This is a genomic window from Treponema denticola ATCC 35405, from assembly GCF_000008185.1.
Lineage (GTDB): Bacteria > Spirochaetota > Spirochaetia > Treponematales > Treponemataceae > Treponema_B > Treponema_B denticola.
Genome location: NC_002967.9, coordinates 2,691,813 through 2,710,297 on the forward strand (window position 1 = coordinate 2,691,813; position 18,485 = coordinate 2,710,297).

At 38.3% G+C, this 18,485-nt stretch carries 15 protein-coding genes; 6 read left to right on the forward strand and 9 right to left on the reverse strand.

Annotation, left to right across the window (positions count from 1 at the left end; genetic code table 11):
• Nucleotides 1-2: 2 nt before the first annotated feature.
• The 5 genes from TDE_RS12510 to TDE_RS12530 all read left to right on the forward strand — a co-directional run bounded on the left by TDE_RS12510 (nt 3) and on the right by TDE_RS12530 (nt 5,431).
• The gene (locus TDE_RS12510) at nt 3-1,247 is read left to right on the forward strand and encodes an MFS transporter (RefSeq protein ID WP_002680701.1); all 1,245 of its coding nucleotides are present in this window, start codon (nt 3-5) and stop codon (nt 1,245-1,247) included.
• Nucleotides 1,248-1,392: 145 nt separating this feature from the next.
• On the forward strand, nt 1,393-2,148 hold the full coding sequence (locus TDE_RS12515; protein WP_002680703.1) for a sirohydrochlorin cobaltochelatase: 756 nt from the start codon (nt 1,393-1,395) through the stop codon (nt 2,146-2,148).
• 1 nt (nt 2,149) lies between these two features.
• A complete protein-coding gene (locus TDE_RS12520; protein WP_002680705.1) occupies nt 2,150-2,818 on the forward strand; it encodes a precorrin-2 C(20)-methyltransferase in 669 nt (222 codons plus the stop codon).
• 3 nt (nt 2,819-2,821) lie between these two features.
• Nucleotides 2,822-4,111 carry a cobyrinate a,c-diamide synthase gene (locus tag TDE_RS12525; protein WP_002680706.1) on the forward strand — a complete coding sequence of 430 codons (1,290 nt, stop codon included), beginning with the start codon at nt 2,822-2,824 and terminating at the stop codon, nt 4,109-4,111.
• A gap of 66 nt (nt 4,112-4,177) precedes the next feature.
• Complete coding sequence (locus TDE_RS12530) at nt 4,178-5,431, forward strand: HD domain-containing phosphohydrolase (protein ID WP_002673537.1); 1,254 nt, start codon at nt 4,178-4,180, stop codon at nt 5,429-5,431.
• Nucleotides 5,432-5,435: 4 nt separating this feature from the next.
• Here TDE_RS12530 and TDE_RS12535 read toward each other — a convergent pair whose 3' ends face one another.
• From TDE_RS12535 to ileS, 4 genes are read right to left on the reverse strand one after another with little or no spacing between them, the layout of a single operon-like run.
• Entirely contained in the window at nt 5,436-5,795 is a 360-nt protein-coding gene (locus TDE_RS12535) for a zinc ribbon domain-containing protein (RefSeq protein ID WP_002667147.1), read from the reverse strand.
• A gap of 6 nt (nt 5,796-5,801) precedes the next feature.
• Nucleotides 5,802-6,050, reverse strand: coding sequence for an FmdB family zinc ribbon protein (locus TDE_RS12540; protein WP_002667146.1), 249 nt, complete (start codon nt 6,048-6,050; stop codon nt 5,802-5,804).
• A 14-nt stretch (nt 6,051-6,064) separates the two neighbouring features.
• Nucleotides 6,065-6,910 (reverse strand): hypothetical protein, encoded by an 846-nt coding sequence (locus tag TDE_RS12545; protein WP_245522428.1) that lies wholly within the window; start codon nt 6,908-6,910, stop codon nt 6,065-6,067.
• Nucleotides 6,894-10,196 carry an isoleucine--tRNA ligase gene (gene ileS / locus TDE_RS12550; protein WP_002680710.1) on the reverse strand — a complete coding sequence of 1,101 codons (3,303 nt, stop codon included), beginning with the start codon at nt 10,194-10,196 and terminating at the stop codon, nt 6,894-6,896. Before ileS ends, TDE_RS12545 begins: the two co-directional genes overlap by 17 nt.
• Before the next feature lie 148 nt (nt 10,197-10,344).
• Between ileS and TDE_RS12555 the strand changes: the two genes are divergently transcribed.
• The gene (locus TDE_RS12555; protein WP_002680711.1) at nt 10,345-11,859 is read left to right on the forward strand and encodes an IMP dehydrogenase; all 1,515 of its coding nucleotides are present in this window, start codon (nt 10,345-10,347) and stop codon (nt 11,857-11,859) included.
• A gap of 81 nt (nt 11,860-11,940) precedes the next feature.
• Here the strand turns inward: TDE_RS12555 and TDE_RS12560 are convergent, their stop codons facing one another.
• From TDE_RS12560 to TDE_RS12580, 5 genes are all read right to left on the reverse strand, one after another.
• Nucleotides 11,941-12,672, reverse strand: coding sequence for a carbon-nitrogen hydrolase family protein (locus TDE_RS12560; protein WP_002680712.1), 732 nt, complete (start codon nt 12,670-12,672; stop codon nt 11,941-11,943).
• Nucleotides 12,673-12,823: 151 nt separating this feature from the next.
• Complete coding sequence (locus TDE_RS12565) at nt 12,824-14,344, reverse strand: glycine hydroxymethyltransferase (RefSeq protein ID WP_002680713.1); 1,521 nt, start codon at nt 14,342-14,344, stop codon at nt 12,824-12,826.
• Nucleotides 14,345-14,438: 94 nt separating this feature from the next.
• On the reverse strand, nt 14,439-15,221 hold the full coding sequence (locus TDE_RS12570; protein ID WP_002680714.1) for a CDP-alcohol phosphatidyltransferase family protein: 783 nt from the start codon (nt 15,219-15,221) through the stop codon (nt 14,439-14,441).
• Between the two features lie 23 nt (nt 15,222-15,244).
• Nucleotides 15,245-16,312 carry an MraY family glycosyltransferase gene (locus TDE_RS12575; RefSeq protein WP_002680715.1) on the reverse strand — a complete coding sequence of 356 codons (1,068 nt, stop codon included), beginning with the start codon at nt 16,310-16,312 and terminating at the stop codon, nt 15,245-15,247.
• Between the two features lie 108 nt (nt 16,313-16,420).
• On the reverse strand, nt 16,421-18,403 hold the full coding sequence (locus tag TDE_RS12580) for a DUF4139 domain-containing protein (RefSeq protein ID WP_002680717.1): 1,983 nt from the start codon (nt 18,401-18,403) through the stop codon (nt 16,421-16,423).
• Between the last annotated feature and the right edge of the window lie 82 nt (nt 18,404-18,485).

Below are 18,485 nucleotides of genomic sequence, written 5' to 3' on the forward strand. Positions count from 1 at the left end.
CAATGAAGACATTTATGGTTATTTGGTTCGGACAATTTATTTCGATGTTAGGTTCGGCTCTTTCTGCTTTCGGACTCGGAATATGGATTTTTCAAAAAACGGGGAGTGCAGCATCTTTTGCAATGAGTGCAGTATGTACGGTCCTACCGGCTTTATTGTTTGCCCCTTTTGCAGGCTCAATTGCTGATAGAAAAAAACGTAAGGCTATTATTCTTCTTACCGACAGTATCGATGCCTTTTTAAAAATTTTAATAGTCACTCTTCTCATCTTTAACAAACTTGAACTCTGGATGGTCTACCCGTTGGTATTTATTTCAGGAACATTGGGCACATTTCAAAATCCGGCCTTTGGTGCATCTATCCCCATGCTTGTACCTACCGATAAGCTTACACGAGCTAACGGACTTTTACAATTTTCATCTGCAATACAAAATTTATTAGCTCCGGTTATAGCAGGTTTTTTATATCCGCTGATAGAATTAAAAGGATTATTTATCATCGACTTTGTTTCATTCTTTTTTGCTTTAGCTTCCATTGCTTTTATAAAAATACCTCAGCCATTAATTGAAAAAACAAAGGACTCTTTAGTTTTAGCGGCTCTTAAAGATCTGAAATACGCATGGAAATATCTTATACAAAAAGAAGGCTTAATGCAGCTGATAGTTTTTTTTGCTTTTTTAAATTTTATTGCAAACCTTTCAATGATTTTGTTAGGTCCGCTTATGATGAGTGTCTACAACTCTCAAGTTTACGGTAATGTACAAGCCGGTATAGGACTAGCCATGCTTTTAGGAGGACTTTGTTCAAGTCTCATTCCCGATACTAAAAATAAAATAAAACGAATTCTTTTAATATTAGCCTTGTGCAGCATAGGGCCTATAATTTCAGGAGCAACGCTTAATTGGATTATCATTACAGCCGGCTTTTTTATCTTTATGTTTCCTGTTCCATATGTAAACACCCTCCTCATGTCTATTTTTCAAATCAAGATAGAAAGAAATGTTTTAGGACGAGTCGGAGCCCTTATGACTGCAATCTTAACGGCAATTACACCGATTGCCTATCTATGCGCAGGCCCTCTTGCGGATTATGTTTTTGAACCTCTTATGAATGAAAAGGGCAGAGGTATAGGCCTCATCTTTATTATATCTGGAATCTTGCTGATCATAAGCTGCTTTCTCATGCGCTTAAACAAAACCGTAACAAGCATCGAAAAAAGACTTCCCGATTATGTAGACAATCAATAAGAATTCGAACACTCCCTCAATCGTAAAAACTTATATTGAAAATCAAGACCGGTTAAAGAGTTAAAATTTTCATCGGTCTTGATTTTTGAGTCCATTCTCATTATACTTGTTAGATAGTTGATTGAAAACAGCTAAAGGAAACAAAATGAAAAAGGCCATCGTAATTGCAAGTTTCGGTACAAGCTATGCCGAAACAAGAGAAAAAACTATTGATACTATCGAAAAAGAAGCAGCCGGCAGGTTTAAAGATTATGAAATTTTTAAAGCCTATACTTCAAACATGGTTAGAGCCATTCTTAAAAAAAGAGACTCCATCAATGTTGCATCTCCCAAGGAGATTATCCAAGAACTACAAGAAAAAGGCTTTTCTGAAATTTACATACAGCCCACGCACATAATTCCCGGAGAAGAATATGAAAAGCTGCAATTTGAAAATACGATTTTGGGTCAACCGCTCTTACATGAAAATGCAGACTTGGATGAAATTATAAAAGCTCTCGAATTAAAAAAGCCCGAAGATGATACGGCAATAGTTTTTATGGGACACGGTTCTTCACATGAGGCAGATAAATTCTACGAGATCATGCAAAATAAACTAAATTCTCAAGGCCTTGAAAATGTCTTAATAGGAACAGTTGAAGGCTCCGTAGAACTAAAGGATATCTTACCAATTCTTGCCGAACGCAAAATAAAAAAAATTGAGCTTTATCCTTTTATGATGGTTGCAGGCGACCATGCCCACAACGATATGGCCGGAAATGAAGAAGACAGTTGGTACACCATTTTAAAAAATGAGGGCTACGAGGTTAATGCCAATCTAAAAGGCTTGGGCGAATATCCTATGATCCGCGAAATACTTTATAAGTCTTTAGAAAATACAATCAATTGCCGTAGAGGTTAAAATGAAAAATATTTTCGCAGTAGGAACAGGTCCGGGCTCTCCGGAGTATCTTACACTACAGGCAGTAAAAACTCTTGAAAATGCAGACCTTATTTTTGCTCCCAACAATAAGGGAAAAAATATGGCCCTAGATACGGTAAAAGATTTTATAAAGAACAAAGAAGTTTTGTTTCTTGATTTTCCTATGGGCTTTGTATCTGAAGAAGACTATAAAATTCAAGCCGAAAAAATACTTAAAAAAACAAAAGAAAATTCGAATACCGTTATTTTAACTATAGGCGATCCTATGATATACAGCACATTTATTTACATGATGCCCTATTTTAAAATACCCGAAATCAATTTGCAAATTATTTCAGGAATTCCTTCTGCAGTGGCTGCTGCAGGAAGAGCACAAATTCCTCTTGCCGAAAAAGCTGAGGTGCTTACAATCACAGATCATTTAAATGAAGAAATTTTAAATTCATCTTCATCTATAGCTCTTTTAAAAACATCTAAACAAAAAAAATTTATACTAAAAGAATTTGAAAAAAACGGGTTTGACTATGTTTATATAAAAAGAGCAACAATGGAACATGAATCAATCCTCTCCAAAGATAAAAAAGAAAAAATTTTAGAAGACGAAGATTATATATCCTTAATCATCGCCCGAAAACAAAAAGGAAATTAGAAGATGAAAGGCATAATGATTTCTGCACCGAACAGCAATTCGGGGAAAACGGTAATTACAGCAGCTCTCCTTTATTCTTTAAAAAAAGAAGGCTTTGATATTTCCGCTTTTAAAACAGGCCCCGATCAGGTTGACCGAAAAATACTGGAAATCATTTCAGGCAAAAGAGCCGGAAACCTCGACCCTTTTATGATGGGGCAAAAGGGAATAGAGTTTTCTCTCAATATTTCAAACTCGGAATACGCCCTTATTGAGGGAGTGATGGGCTGCTTCGACGGAATGGGAACTACCTCGGAAAATTCTTCCTTTGATACGGCAGAAAAAATCGGAAGCGATATTGTTTTGGTTTACGCACCTCAGGGTGAAATGTTTACGCTTATTCCAAAACTTAAAGGAATGATCGAATTTTCAAAAAACAGAATAAGGGGAATTATACTTAATAAACTCAACCCCAAACTTTTTCCTCTTTATAAAAAGATGATTGAGGATAATCTTAAACTGCAAGTCTTAGGCTTTTTTCCTAAAGTTTCCGAATTCGAAATTGAAGAATCAGGCCTCGGCCTCGACATAGATGAACGGTTAAAGGAAAAAAAATTTTTAGATGTTCTATATAAAATCGTAAAAGAAAATATAGACATTCAAAAACTTTTAAATTTATTTCAGCCTCTTAAAACAGACACCAAGATCGAAATAAAAAAAACGAATACACGCACTGCAATCGCAATGGATGAGGCCTTTAATTTATATTATTCCGAAAATATCTTTTTACTTGAAAACAGCACTGAGGTAAATTATTTTTCTCCCTTTAAAGATACGGAGCTGCCTGACTGTAACTTTCTATATCTCGGAAGCGGCCAAATAAATAAATACAAGGATGCTCTTTCTCAAAATATTAAAATAAAAACGGCAATCAAAAAATTTGCTGAAGCCGGTGGAAAAATCCTAGCTGAAGGGGAAGGTCTATCCTATCTTTTTGAAGATCTTGACGGTTTTAAAATGTGCGGAATTTTTCAGGGTTCCGTTGAGAGCACAAGCACCCTGCAAAATTTCGGATATAAACAGCTTGAATTTATGCAGGACTGTATTTTAGGAAAAAAAGGGACACTCTTAAATGCAGCCGAATACCATAAATCAAAAGCAACAACTAAGCTTTCGCCCATTTTCACAGTTAAAAAACCCTACGCAAACATAAGTTTTAAAGATGCTTATGTATATAAAAACTGTTTAGGCCTTTTTCAAAATATCCATTTTATATATAATATTGAAAATCTTTATAACTTGATACAAAGTTAGATAGTAAATTTTATTTTTCTAAAAAAAATATAGGCTTTTTCTTTATAATACAATATAATATAAGGTATGACAGAAAAAAATAAATATAAAGAACTGTCAAAGGAACAGATTCTAATCAAAATACTTGAAACGGAATCTTTGATACACAGTGTTCAAGACGTTGATGTTCTTTTAGAGCAAATACTTACCGAAGCCCGGAGTGTTGTAAATGCCGACGCCGGTTCAATATATATAGCTGAAGGGGACAGGCTTGCCATAAGGTACGCCCAGAACGACACCCTTCAAAAAAAACGTCCGGCAGGAACAAAACTTCCTTATATCTTTTTTGATTTTCCTATAGATAATTATACAATAGCCGGATATGCCGCAAATACAAAAAAACTTATAAATATTCCGGATGTTTACAATATCGATGCCGATAAGCCTTTTAAGTTCGGTAAAGCTACGGATGAAAAAACAGGCTATAAGACCGTTTCCAATTTAACCATTCCCATTCTTTCTATGTCGGGAATGCTCTTGGGAGTCCTTCAAGTCTTAAATGCTCTTGATAAATACGGCAAACCGAAAACCTTTTCCCATGATGATGAAATTTATCTAAGTCATTTTGCTTCAAATGCGGGAATTGCTCTTGAACATGCTTTTGTAACAAGGGCGATGGTTATGCGTATGATCAAAACGGCTGAACTACGCGATCCGAGAGAAACAGGAATGCATGTAAACAGGGTTGCAAATTATTCCGTTGAAATTTATGATAGGTGGGCATTTAATAACGGCATTCCTATGGCCGAACAAACAAAATACCGTGACTCTCTAAAAATTGCATCGATGCTTCATGATATTGGAAAAGTTGCAATTTCGGATCTGATTTTAAAAAAGGCCGGAAAATTAACCGACGAAGAATTCTCGGTTATGAAAACCCATACATGGCTGGGAGCCCGTTTGTTTAGTGGAAATGATTCCCCTCTTGATAAACTCTCAATGGAAATAGCTTTGCGGCATCACGAAAACTGGGACGGGACAGGCTACCCGGGACATATTGATATAGAAACGGGAGAAGCCCTAAAAACGGATAAAAAAACAGGATGTCCGCAAGGACTTAAAGGAGAAGAAATTCCTCTCGGCGCAAGAATTGTTGCAATAGCCGACGTCTACGACGCCCTTTCTTCAAAGCGTTCCTATAAAGACTCATGGACCGAAGAAGACATACTTAAAGAATTAAAAAAAATGAGCGGAAAGAAATTTGATCCGGAAATAGCAAAAGCCTTTTTTGAAGTGCTTGACAGAATCCAAGCAATTAAGGCCCATCTTGCAGATGAGTAGTTTTTTAAGTCTTAAAATAAAATATATAGATAATCAATAGAGCCAAAGAACCTATAACAAGACTGTAAATCCACCAAGGAAGCGGATCATCATATCTATTGGATTTATATTTTGCGCGGTATTCTTTTAGTTTATTCCTATGATATTTTTTTGTGTTCTTGTTAGAGTCGGAGCTTACGGCAAAACCGCAAGAGGGACATCCGTTTATAAATTCATCCGTATGCCCCATATAATTACAAGAAGGGCATCTTACCGAGGCAAAAAAACGTCCGCAGTGTGGACATACCTTTGTGTTCCGCTTTACCTCTTGCCCGCAGTTTTCACAAAAAAACTTAGGCGAATGCCCTTTTTGTACCTTGTCCATAAAATCCTAGTGCTTACATGTTGAGCATGAAGATGAAGAACAACCTGAACAGCCGCCTGATGCAGCTTTTGGAGCGGAAGAAGAATCGTTTACATAAAAACCCGATCCTCTAAAATTAATTCCCAAGCCGCCGGAAATAACTCTTCTTACAGGCTTACCGCACTCAGGGCAAACGGATACGGGTTCATCGCTCATTCTCTGAAAAACCTCAAAATCATGACCGCAAGAATCGCAGACATACTCATACGTTGGCATCTTTAAACTCCTAATTAGTAATTATATAAAGACTTTATTATTTCAATAATTCTAGATTCGGTAACGGATCTGTTTTCTATAATCAGCTTATTTTCTTCAAGTCTTACATCAGCCTTAAGCTGCTTTTTAAAAAACAATTTCAATAAAGAAGCAGTCATTACATTTTTTGTTTCGATACTCAAATCGTATAGATATTCATTTTCAACTTCCGGATTCTTCTTTAAGTACATTTCTATTACACCGACAGGAAGCCCAAGCTGAACTCCTATTATCTGTCCTAAAAAAAAGTCTCCGTTTGTTACAAATATCCCTATATCCTGCGAACCTGAATTAACAAGAGTACCAAAGCGTTCAGAAAACATGGCTTCTTCAGGCTTACTCAATTTGCCTAAAAAAACTTCCATATTTTGTCTATTATCAGGGCCCATAACAAGACAGGCTATTTGAGGAGACGGAATTGAAATATCAACATAGGACGACTTATAATACTTATACTTCTCCTTTGTTTTTTTAGGCTCCCATCCGTTCTTCTTCTTAAAAATACTGTCAGTCATTCCGTAAGGATATTTACCGGTAGAACAAATCCTGATTTCCGTAAGCCTGTCTTTTACAAATACCCCCGAATATACGGCTGTAGTCCGGCTCAAGGCCTGCTTCATGGACTCTCCGCCGACGGAAGTCAAAATAGGCTCCGCTATTTTTTTATTTTTCTCGATAGGCATATAAATATACATATCGGCATCATCGCCTATCATACCGAAGGGCCTTACAACCCCCGGAAGAGGCGGTGCAGTTTTACATGAAGCAAAAACCAAAACAAAACTGAGTGCAGCAAGGGTATTTCTAATTATTCTTTTCAATTCCAATCTCCCATTCATAATCGCCGGCTTCTACAAGGCTTGTTTTAATGGAACCGAGCTTTGTCAATTCTCCTGTTTTAAGCCAAGAAGATTGCACAGTCAAGGTTTCATCACAAACATAGTCCTTAAAAAGCTCAAAAGCTTTTTCCAACTCTTTATTATCGGCATTTTTTTGAGAGGCTGAAAGATAAAGTTTAATTCTATCGGTAACATCAAGGCCGCATTCCTTACGCAAGGTCTGAATACCTCTTACCAAGTCCCTGATATAACCTTCCATTAAAAGTTCTTCAGTCAGCTCGGTATTAAGACCTACGGTTAGGGTTCCTTCATTTACTATTTTTAAGGAGGCCTTTTCGATTCTATTTATCACAATTTTATCGGCGGTTATTTCTACCGATTTTCCTTCGATGTCGATACTTAAAGTAGCTCCCTCCATTATGTTTTGAATTTCACTTGAATTCATCTGTTCAATTATGGCAGCAGCCTTTTTCATAAGGGGGCCTAATTCTTTTCCGAGAACTTTAAAATTAGCCTTGGCCGAATATTCTACAAGCTCATCTTCTTTTTCGTGGAAGATAACCTCTTTAACATTGAGCTCCTCGATTATGCTTTCTTCCATTTCCAAAAGAACTCTTTTTTCTTCGGGATTGAGAGTTACTATTTCGACTGCCTTTAGGGGTTGCCTTATCTTTAAGTTAAACTGATAACGCAGGGCTCTTCCCATTGAAACGGCCTTTTGAACCGTCTTCATTTTAAATTCCAGCTCACTGTTTCTTATCTTTTCGTTGTAGTCGGGATAGTCTGCAAGATGGATAGAAAGAGCATCGCTTTCAGTACGTAAATTCTGCCAAATGCTTTCCGTAATAAACGGCACTACCGGAGCTGCAACAAGAGAAAATTTCTTTAAGGCACGGTAGAGGGTCTCGTAGGCTTGAGACTTGTCCCCGTCATTTTCGCTTTTCCAAAAGCGGCGGCGGGAACGGCGGATATACCAGTTATTTAAAAGGTCAATATATTCAACCATCGGCGGGATAGCCTGTGATAGATCATATTTGTCGAGTGCTTCCGTTACATCGGCAACAAGCTTTTCGGTTACCGATAAAATCCACAAGTCTAAGGGATTATTTAATTTAGCTAAAAATTCTTCTACACCCTCATCCTTTCCGTCAACCTTTGCATTATGAGGAGGCTTTACTCCGTCGATATTGGCATAGGTTATATAGAAACTGTAGCTGTTCCAAAAAGGAATTAAGATTCCTTTAAGAACATCACGCACACCTTCATCCGAATATTTTAAGTCGTCAGCCTTTACAACATTTGAGTTCATCAAAAAGAGGCGGAGGGCATCAGCACCGAATTGTTTTATAACCTCGTTGGGATCGGTGTAGTTGCGTAAGGACTTTGACATCTTCTTACCGTCCTCTGCAAGCACAAGGCCGTTTACAATACAATTTTTAAAGGCCGGCTCATCAAAAAGAGCTGCCGCTAAAATCGTTAGGGTGTAAAACCATCCGCGGGTCTGATCCAAGCCTTCTGAAATAAAATCGGCCGGAAAGTTTTTTTCAAAGTGTTCTTTGTTTTCAAAAGGATAGTGCTGCTGAGCATAGGGCATCGAACCCGACTCAAACCAGCAGTCCAAAACTTCAGACACACGTTTCATCGTTCCGCCGCATTTTTTACAGGGAATACTTATCTTATCGACAAAGTGCTTGTGCATATCTTCAGGGAATACGCCTGAAAGCTCTTTTAATTCCTCCCTACTTCCCACACAAATTGTTTCGCCGCAATCGGGGCATTTCCAAATAGGAATGGGGTTTCCCCAATATCGGTTTCGGCTGATAGCCCAGTCTCGGGCACCCTCAAGCCACTTTCCGAAGCGGCCTGTTTTTATATGGTCGGGCTGCCAATTTATTTTTGAGTTAGCATTAAGAAGCTTATCCTTTATCTTTGTAACCGAAACAAACCAGCTTGCAACGGCCCTGTATATCAATGGGCTTGAGCATCTCCAGCAATGCGGATAGGAGTGTAAAATCTGAGCCTTCTTAAAGAGCTTACCTTCGGTTTTTAACCTTTCCATAATTTGCTTGTCTGCATCTTTTACAAAAAGGCCTTGGTAGTCGGAAACTTCGTGAGTGAATTTACATTCGGCATCGACAGGACAAACGGTCGGAACTCCCGTATCTTTAAATATCCTGTTATCGTCTTCACCGAAGCCGGGAGCCGTGTGAACAATTCCCGTTCCGTCCTCGGTTGTAACAAAGTCGCCTATCAAAACCCTAAAGGCACCCTGCCCCGCTTCAGCATTTTTTCCGTTTTCATCGGCAGCGAGGTTTTTAAAATAAGGAAAGAGGGGCTCATACCGTAAGCCTTCAAGTTCTGCACCCTTCTTTGTCCAAATCAGCTTATACTCTTTTGCTTCTTCTTTTCCGCTCTTTGCAAAATAGGCTTCAAGCCGAGGCACGGCCATTATATAGTGAGCTCCATCATATTCTATTAAGGCATAGTCGATATCCGCACCCACAGCAAGACCGAGGTTACTCGGCAGGGTCCAAGGAGTGGTTGTCCATGCCAAAAGATAGGTATCGGAAGGAAGAGCGTTTTTTCCCTCAAAGGCCTTGCCTGCAGGAGAAGTCTTTACAGGCGAAAGAGTCTTAAAGCGTACGGTTATTGCAGGGTCGTGGACATCCTTATAGCCGCCTAAGTTAAGCTCATGGTTTGAAAGAACGGTAGAACACCTCGGACAATAAGGAAGAATATAGTAGCCCTCATATAAGAGGCCTTTTTCCCAAAGACTTTTCATTACCCACCAAATGGATTCCATAAAGGCCGGTTCCATGGTCTTATAATCGTTTTCAAAGTCAACCCAGCGGCCTAAGCGTGTAATCGTTTGTTTCCATTCCTTTACATAACGCAAAACGCTTGCACGGCAGGCTTCGTTAAATTTATCTATACCGTATTTTTCTATATCGGTTTTTGAATTAAGCCCAAGTTCTTTTTCGATTAGATTTTCAACGGGAAGACCGTGGCAGTCCCACCCGAAGCGGCGTTCAACCCTAAAGCCCTTCATTGTTTTATATCGCGGAATAATATCCTTAATTGTTCCGGGAACAAAGTGGCCGAAGTGAGGCAGCCCTGTGGCAAATGGCGGGCCGTCAAAAAAAATATAATTATCCCGTCCGTCACGTGATGAAACGGACTTTTTAAATACATCGTTTTTTTCCCAAAATTTTAAGACATCTTCTTCTTGTTTTGCAAAATCAACCTTAGGATCTACAGGTTTATACATTAAAAACTCCAAAATAAAAAATTATAGTTAAGAATTATACTATTTTTTTTTAAATTGTACAACGCCTCCGACAACCTAAAAAATTCAAAGTCCTTGATTTTTTTTCAAAAAAATTATAGTATTAAGAAATTTATTTTTGAGGTGATCTATGGCTTTTTTTTATGATGAACCTTCGCATACATTCAGCGAATATTTATTGGTCCCGCGTCTTTCGGGAGTCGAGCACATTCCTCAGGCGGTTTCTCTTAAAACGCCTTTAACAAAATATAAAAAAGGTGAAGAGCCTAAAATCAGTTTAAATATTCCTCTTGTTTCTTCGATTATGCAGTCTGTTTCCGATCATAATATGGCTGTTGCGCTTGCACGGGAAGGCGGCCTTTCCTTTATCTTCGGCTCGCAATCAATTGAAAGTGAAGCCAAGATGGTCACAAAAGTAAAAAACTATAGAGCAGGTTTTGTCGAAAGCGATTCAAACCTCACACCTGAGCATCATTTAAGCGATGTTTTAGACTTAAAGGACAGGACAGATCACACTACCGTTGCCGTAACCCATGACGGGACAGGACACGGAAAACTCTTAGGTGTAGTTACAGGCAGGGATTACCGCATAGGCCATACCGATTTAAATACAAAGGTAAAAGAATTTATGACGCCTATCGAACGCCTCCATGTTGCCGAAGAAGGAATCAGCTTAAAAAAGGCCCAAGACATTATCTGGGAATTTAAGCTTAATTCGCTTCCGATTCTTGATAAAAAAGGCTGTCTTGTTGCCTTTGTTTTTAGGAAAGATTATGAAAGTAATACGGAAAACCCGCTCGAACTTCTTGATGAAAAAAAACGCTACATGGTAGGAGCCGGTATAAATACAAGAGACTATGAAGAACGCGTTCCCGCCCTTGTGGAAGCAGGTGCCGATGTACTTTGTATAGACTCATCGGACGGCTTTAGCGATTGGCAAAAGCAAACGATTCAATTTGTAAAAGAAAAATACGGGGATTCAATTCCCATAGGGGCCGGCAATGTTGTAGATGCTGACGGCTTTAATTTTTTAGCGGATGCGGGAGCCGATTTTATAAAGGTCGGAATAGGAGGCGGTTCAATCTGTATTACCCGTGAAACAAAGGGAATAGGAAGAGGTCAGGCCACTGCCCTAATAGAGGTTGCCAAGGCCCGGGATGAATATTTTAAAAAGAAGGGCGTTTATATTCCTATCTGCTCCGACGGCGGAATCGTTTTTGATTACCACATAACCCTAGCCCTCGCTATGGGAAGCGACTTCTGTATGCTCGGCCGCTACTTTGCCCGCTTTGACGAAAGCCCTACCAACAAGGTATTGATTAACGGAAACTATATGAAAGAATACTGGGGCGAAGGTTCTGCGAGGGCCAGAAACTGGCAGCGATACGATTCGGGCGGAGAGAAAAAGCTTTCTTTTGAAGAGGGTGTAGACTCCTATGTTCCCTATGCAGGAAAACTCCACGACAATGTTGCGGTAACTTTAAACAAGATACGCTCAACAATGTGTAATTGCGGGGTTTTAAGCATTCCGGAATTCCAGCGTGACGCAAAAATAACTTTAGTCTCTTCGGCAAGTATCATTGAAGGCGGCCCTCACGATGTCGTCTTAAAAGACATGAGCCATTCTTCAAGCTCAAATTATTAAGTAGAAAGCCGCTCCAATTATTAAGTAAAGAGCCGCTCAAATTACTAATTAAAGAGCGGCTCATATTTTTCCAATGTCATGTTAAATTTCGTATAACAAAAAGCCTGTTTCGCCCATAGGTATTTCTTTTATAAGTTTACCCTGATGCCAAACAAAGGCGCCTCCTCCTATAGCCTTAGCATTTTCATTTACAAGGGAGTTTATAAATAAAACCGGTTTATCGAGGATTGCAGTTCTTTCGGCGTAGGCAGCGGCTTCACCGTTTTTCCATTCTTCCTTTGTATAACCGCAAAATACCGGCCATAAAAAGGCATCGGGATTGAGGCTTATAATAGGCTCTAAAAGATTATCTTCCCATAAGTCCCCGCAGATAAAAACGGCAAGGCGCTTACCCCCAAAATCAAACTCAAAAAATTCTTTTCCTTCACGATAGTCGGCACAGGTACCTTCAATTCGCCAGCCTTGGGAAACTCTTTTATAAAGGCAAAGCATTTCTCCGTTTTTTCCTACTATCATGTAGGAGCTGAAAATAGCACCATGGTCGTTTTCGATAAAGCCGAAACCTATGGCTGTTTTTTCTTTTTGGGCAATTGAACGAATCTTTGCAATGGGTTCCGAGTTTATTTGAAGATCCGTCAAAATATCTTTTTTATATTCAAAACAAAGAGAATAAAAGCCCTGTAAAAAACTTTCTCCAAATAGAAGAAGATCGGGCTTTTCAGACCTTGTCTTTTCTATAAAGCCTTCAATCTGCGATATATTAAAATCAATATCATTGTTTTTATTTTCCGATGCACAAAGACCGATTTTCATACTTTCCTCCCATACACTAACGATAAACAGTGAGGCTGAATTCCTGCCGAACTGTTTATCCATCCTCCATCATTTCAGTCAATAAAAAAGGGGCATCCGATATAAAGCAAAAGCCTTTCGGAGCCCCTTATCTCAATTTAAAAAACAATCCTTAGCAATAAACGCTCTTTAAATAGTCCAAATCCAATTCGGGATAAAGAACAAATTTATGTAAAAGAGCATCTACTTCTTTTTGTATCTCTGCTTTTACGGCAGGGTCTACAACTACATTAGCCTTGCTGGGAGCTCCGCTCTTTGTTACACCCGGCTTTGAAGCTTTTAATACCCTGTCTATAATTGAAGCAATCTGCTTCATTTCGGGTTTTCCCATTCCAAGACTTGTTACGGCAGGAGTTCCTACGCGTAGACCGCTTGTCCACCAGGGGCCGTTCGGATCAAAGGGCAAGCTGTTTCTGTTAAGGGTTACACCGCACTCGGACATTGCAGTTTCTGCTTGGCGGCCGTTTAAGCCGTATTTTGTTACATTAATCAGCATTAAGTGATTGTCTGTTCCGTTTGTCTGGAGCTTCATACCGAGCTTCATACATTCTTCAGCGAGGGCGACAGCATTGTCTCTTACCTTGTGGGCATAGTCTTGATATTCCTTGCTGCTTGCTTCGCGGAAGGCAACGGCCTTTGCAGCCATAACATGAGGAAGAGGTCCGCCGATTACAAGGGGGCATCCCTTATCAACGAATTCGGCAAATTCTTTTTTACAAAGAATCATAGCACCGCGGGGGCCTCGAAGAGTTTTGTGGGTTGTAGTTGTTACCACATCAGCCCAAAGAACAGGGTTATATTCACCTTCAAAAACCTTTCCTGCAACAAGACCGGCAAAGTGGGCCATATCAACCATTAAAACGGCTCCGCATTTATCCGCAATTTCTCTAAATTTCTTAAAGTTAATCTTTCGGGGATAGGCACTGTATCCGGCCAAAAGAATCAAGGGCTTTTCTTCCATTGCTCTTTTTTCGATTTCGGCATAATCAAGCTCACCGGTTTCTTTATTTACCGTATATGAGCATGTTCTAAACATTTTTGAAGAAACGTTTTGAACATAGCCGTGGGTAAGGTGTCCGCCCGAATAGTAATCCAAGCCCATAAGTTTTTGATTTCCAAGAGCATGGCGTAATTCTTCCCACTCCTCATGGCTCAAACCTTCAAGGCTCATCTTTTTAACCTTTCCGTCTACAACCGTCTCAAATTTCTTTAAGAAGGGCTCCTCAACCTTGGCATTTAAGATAGCCCAATAAGCTACGATATTTGCATCAGCTCCGGAGTGAGGCTGAACATAGGCATGTTCGGCTCCAAATATTTTACATGCTTCTTCGCAAGCAGCCATTTCAACGGCATCGACGTTTTCGCATCCTCCGTAATATCTATGCTCAGGAAAACCTTCTGCATACTTATCGGTAAGCAGGTTCCCCATAGCAGCTTGAACTGCCAATGAAGAATAGTTTTCGCTGGCGATAAGTTTTAAGTGACTTCGCTGATTTTCTATTTCTTTTACAATGCTTGATGCAACTTCAGGGTACACGGAGGCAACCTGATCCAAATTGGCCAAATATGCAACCATAGCTAACTTTGCATTTGAGCCTTCTCTCTCAAGGTATTTCTTTAAACCTTCTTTCATTTTATATCTCCTATCAAAACTGTGTTTGTATACTATAACTTCGATATTATAACAATTTATAAAATTATATTCTAGTCTTTTTTAGTATTGATATCTAAGTTTCTATGTCTCTTTTGCGGTATTTTTTATAATGCTCATAGAAAATAAATATCTTTTCAAACAAAAATACAAAAATAATAAAGCCGCAGGAATATTCTCCTATTAAAAATAATTGTTTAAAGTTATAAAAGAAAGGAACAAAAAATTGCAGCATCTTGAGGCTGTAAAGAATCATAGTCGCCGCTATCGTTATTTTACCGCCCCTTGTAGATTTTATTTCGACCGGAAATTTTAATAACATAAAAAAAAGCATTCCCAAAGCTTGAAACATTAATCTTACAAAAATCAAATAGAAAAACCAATTAGGCAATAGCCCCAGTTGATAGTATACAATTGAAACAAGAGCAAGCAGGGAATAATCACTCATGGAATCCAGCATACGCCCGATCCTTGTTTCTTGATTAAATTTACGGGCTATAAAGCCGTCAAAAAAGTCCGTCAAAAAAACCAAGATTAAAACAACAGCCAAGATTATTTTTATCTGTTCTATCGAATTCTGCTTTAAAAGAAAGGCTATTAAAGGGACAGAGCTTATTCGCAGCAGGGTAATCCCATTTGCAAGATTAACTTTCTCAAGTATAAGATTAGTCCCAACATTTATAAAATCTCCTTTGTATAGAATCAAAAAAAACAAAAGTAACGAATGCCAGAGAGTTATATGTATTAAAAATGCACTAAAAATCTCAGTATCCGTATTAAATATTTTATAAATTGCAAAAACAGCTGAACACTGGAACAGCCAAAAAAGTAAAACCAATCTGCCGATTTTTTTTTCCATAATTAAAGAAACAACTCCGCATTCTATTTTTTATTTATAATTTTTTCTTTTTCATAATGAATCAACGTAAAAAATAATAATCCTACAAGTATGAGCCCTATCAAAACAACCAGAGCACGAACTCCTTGCAAGATTATAGCCATTCCGGCAAAAAGGTTTATTATGAGCTGCAATATCATAAAAACACTCAAAGCCCCTCTAGGGCTAAAACCTATAAGCATAAGTTTATGATGAAGATGAAATTTATCTCCCTCACCTATAGGACGTTTTTCCCTTACTCTGCGCCATATCGCCGCAACCGTATCGAATATGGGCAGCATTAATATCACGGATGCAAATTGTATACCTGCAGCCTCATATCCTTCGGGCGACGGAATAAGAGGTAAAATTGCCAACACAAAGCCCAAAATTTGTGAGCCGCAGTCTCCCATAAAAATCTTTGCACTGGGCCGTGATAAATTAAAAAATAAAAAGCCTACGACTGAGAATGCAAGTATAAGCACACGGAATATGATTATGGAACTTATCCCAATCGAATAATAAATTGCAGCATATGTTAAGAGAACGGAAACGCCTAAGCATCCTGCTTGCCCGTCAATTCCGTCAACAAGATTTATTGCATTGGTTATTCCTATTATCCACAAAAAAGTTATTACATATGTTTCCGGCCCCATATACCAGAAAAAACCGATGGGCCCAAAACTTATTTTTTTAAATGTATATCCTCCGTATAAGACTATTATAGCGGCACAAGATTGAACCAATAGCTTAAAAATAGCTCTCCAATTTTTTATATCATCCCATAATCCCATTATAAAAATAAGCAAGCCGCCCAAGGCGATATAAAAGAAATTTGAGTGCAATAGTCTAAACTCAGGAAAGCGGAAATGTAAGATGAGGCTTGAAATTATATAAGCAAAGCCGAAACCTACTCCTCCTATCCTCGGAATATTACCGGAATGTATCTTTCGCCCGCCTGTTTTGTCATATAGATTATGTTTCTTTGAAAATAGAATGGCTAGATATACAAAAAAAGCAGATAGCGCACAAGGTATAGCTATTATATACAAAATAAACTGAATTGCTGTCAAATTTCATACACTCCTTAAAATCACACGGCGACATTATACATCAATAAAGTCAAATTATCAAGCCTTTACACAAACAGCTGAGAATCTTATTTGGTTAGAAAAAAATAATTATTCTATATTAATTTTTTCAACATATTCTAAAAAAGCAGACCGCAGATCAGAATACTCTTTTTCACTTTGGCCGATTTTTTTCTTTAAGTTCTCCAAAGAATTTTCTATCTCCAGAAGCTTATCTAAAAACATTTTTCCCTGTTGGGTCTCAGATCCGACAGCTTGAATATTTTTGCGGATCCTATCCTGTTCCGCATTAAGATTTTTTTGCTCATTTTGTAAATTAGCCAAGGCAATTTGAGCCTTATCAACTTTTACCTTTTCATTTAAAACATCCTTAAAGGCTTTTTTTATCTTTTCAGGCATCTTAGCGTTGGAATAAATAGCTATCATGGAATTATTATCCATCATATTAACCTGTACAATTTCTTCAAAAAATCTTTCTTCAACTACATCAAGCTTTTCTTGAGAGTTAGCCTTAACCTTTATATTAAACCTGTACTTGTTCGATGTTTTTTCCAACAATTTTTTTTCATCGGTAAGACTAAAGCCTGAGCTTATAAAATGTTCAACTATAATGGAGCGTTCTTTTGATGCAGAATTCTTGATAGTATAGACAGAGTTTTTAGATGACTTATATCTTTTTGTTAAAACTCCTTTTACTATTTTAAGGCTATGAATATGCTTGTCAAAGTCCTCGGTTTTTGTACCCTTCACATCTATATCATCACCGAAGGCTATGAGCCGTTTTTCATTTTCCGGTAAAAACTCCAAAATAGCGTCGCCCGAGTACTCGCCATTTTCAAAAACCGTAATGGGTCCCGCAGGAAACTTTAGACCGGAATTATTTTCGATACTGATACATAACTTAGGATGGACATCGGAACCATAGGGTATACTCGAAAAAACCGAGTATTTTTGTGCAGGAAGCGATGCAAGGCTAAGCGGAATCATTGTACTCTTTTGTCTCGGTAAATTAACAGGCTTTACAGGGCTGAAGGCAAACATTTCCCCCGCACTACTCTTCGCAATGGTCTGATTTTCAAAATAAGAAGATTCCTTGGCTTCGTCCATAGAAGGAGCCGTCATCTTTGCATAAGCCTTTCTTTCCATCATCGGTGCAGCCATAGCTTCTTCATAAGCCACATCATCATAAGCGGAATCAAAGGTTTCAATATCGGCCGTCTGACCTGCAAGAATCGGAATAGTTTCTCGGTCGGTATAATAGGGTTCATATAGATTTTGTCTAAAGCCTATGGGACGGCCGCTTGTCAGGGTAAGTTTTACATCCTTCCAATCAAGATCCGTAGAGTTATCGATTATAGCCCAAGCCTGAAAAGCTGCACTTGTATTGCCCATGTCAAGCCTATACGAAGGCTTCCAAATAGGAGCTTCCATAACATAAGACAGCCCTATATTACGTTCTCCGGCAGCTTCTATATCAATCGAAATAAGCTTTCTTTCTTTTGCAGAGGCCTCTAAAATAAGACTTAAGGCCTTTTGTAAGTCCTCATTCCTTTGGGGATCCGTAAATTTAAAAGATTGTACATCTTTTAAGGATATTATCTTAACGCCGTCTGCCGCAGCAATCGACAAAATCATATCCGGTTTAGAATCTTCAATTTTATCCACACTTAAAATTTTACCTGTAATCTTACTCGGCGTGTAAACTTCGATCTCGGCACCCTTCTGCGAGTTAAGAATCTTAAAAATAGAGTTATTTTCAGATAAATCTATCTTTAAACTTTGCATAGTTTTTTTAAGGGTATCTTCCGATTGATAATTTATCGACAAATTCTTTGCAGCAGGATCTTTTACAAAAATAGATTTTAGAACATCACTTATCTGGGAAGGTAAAAACAACATCTCTATTTTTCCGTTGCCCCTTACCCTGCCCTCATGCTCATAATGCGCAACACCTGAAGAATATAGAGTTACCCTTTTTAATGGAAGGTCATCCTCACTAAAATCCTTTGCCTGATCAGAAAAGACTGTAGTCATACACATTAACGAAATTAACATAGAAAATAATTTTTTCATACCTCCTCCAAGGAAAGGATATTTTCTTATTATATCACAAACAAGAGCTGTTGACTAGGGTATTTTTATAGTATTATTACAA